The sequence below is a fragment of the Streptococcus pluranimalium genome, from assembly GCF_047785705.1.
Taxonomy (GTDB): domain Bacteria; phylum Bacillota; class Bacilli; order Lactobacillales; family Streptococcaceae; genus Streptococcus; species Streptococcus pluranimalium_A.
Genome location: NZ_JBLOJV010000105.1, coordinates 1 through 742, shown reverse-complemented (window position 1 = coordinate 742; position 742 = coordinate 1). Strand labels below are relative to the sequence as shown.

Annotated in this window: 1 protein-coding gene; it reads right to left on the bottom strand. The window is 51.8% G+C overall.

Annotation, left to right across the window (positions count from 1 at the left end):
- Positions 1-672: YSIRK-type signal peptide-containing protein (locus ACMZ6Z_RS09535; RefSeq protein WP_416132281.1), on the bottom strand; the 672-nt coding region annotated here is incomplete at its 3' end.
- Between the last annotated feature and the right edge of the window lie 70 nt (positions 673-742).

The window sequence follows — 742 nt, the reverse complement described above, 5'->3', positions numbered from 1 at the left end:
CGCTGACAAGTCAGCCTTGAAGGCATCTAGCTGGCTTAGGGCTTTGGCTCTAGCCGACGCTAAGCGTTCTTTATAGCTGAGGTTGCTAGTATCCTCTGAGGCTAGAGCATCTGTCGTCTCTGCTGTTGCTGGAGCTGTTTCTTTGGCTTTTTGAGCCGCTTTTGCAGCAGCTTGCTTTTGCGCTTCAACCTTGTCCTTGGCACGCTTGAAGATGCGATCGAAGGCGTCTGTATCTGTTGCTGCCTTTATCTGGTTGCTGTAGCTGGTGTAGCTATCGTGATCTAGGTCACCTTTTAGGGCTTCTAGCTCCTTGAGGGCTTTTTGGCGTGCTGTCTCTAGCTGCTTGGCATAGCTGGCTTGAGGGGCAGCTGCTTCCACACTTGGTGCGACAGGGGCTTCTGGCGCCTTATCAGCTTGTGCTGGTGTCGTTGGGACTTGAGCGTCGGCTTGGGTGATGACCAAGTTTTCCGTCTCAAGGGTGTCGCTGGTCGTTGGAGAGGTTCCTTGGGTTGCCTCACCAGATTCAGGCGAGCCCTGGGCTTTAGCTATCTGCTCAGCCAGAGCCTTGTCATTGACCCCTAGGGTCATCAACCCTAGAAGGACAGATGCCGCCCCGTAAGCCTTAAACTTACGGATCGAGAATATCTGTCGTTGATCTCTTTGAAATTGCATATGTTCTCCTTTTGATGTGATAAATGGCATTCGTCAAGCCTCAAAAGGCTAGGCCTTTGACTTGCTTTGA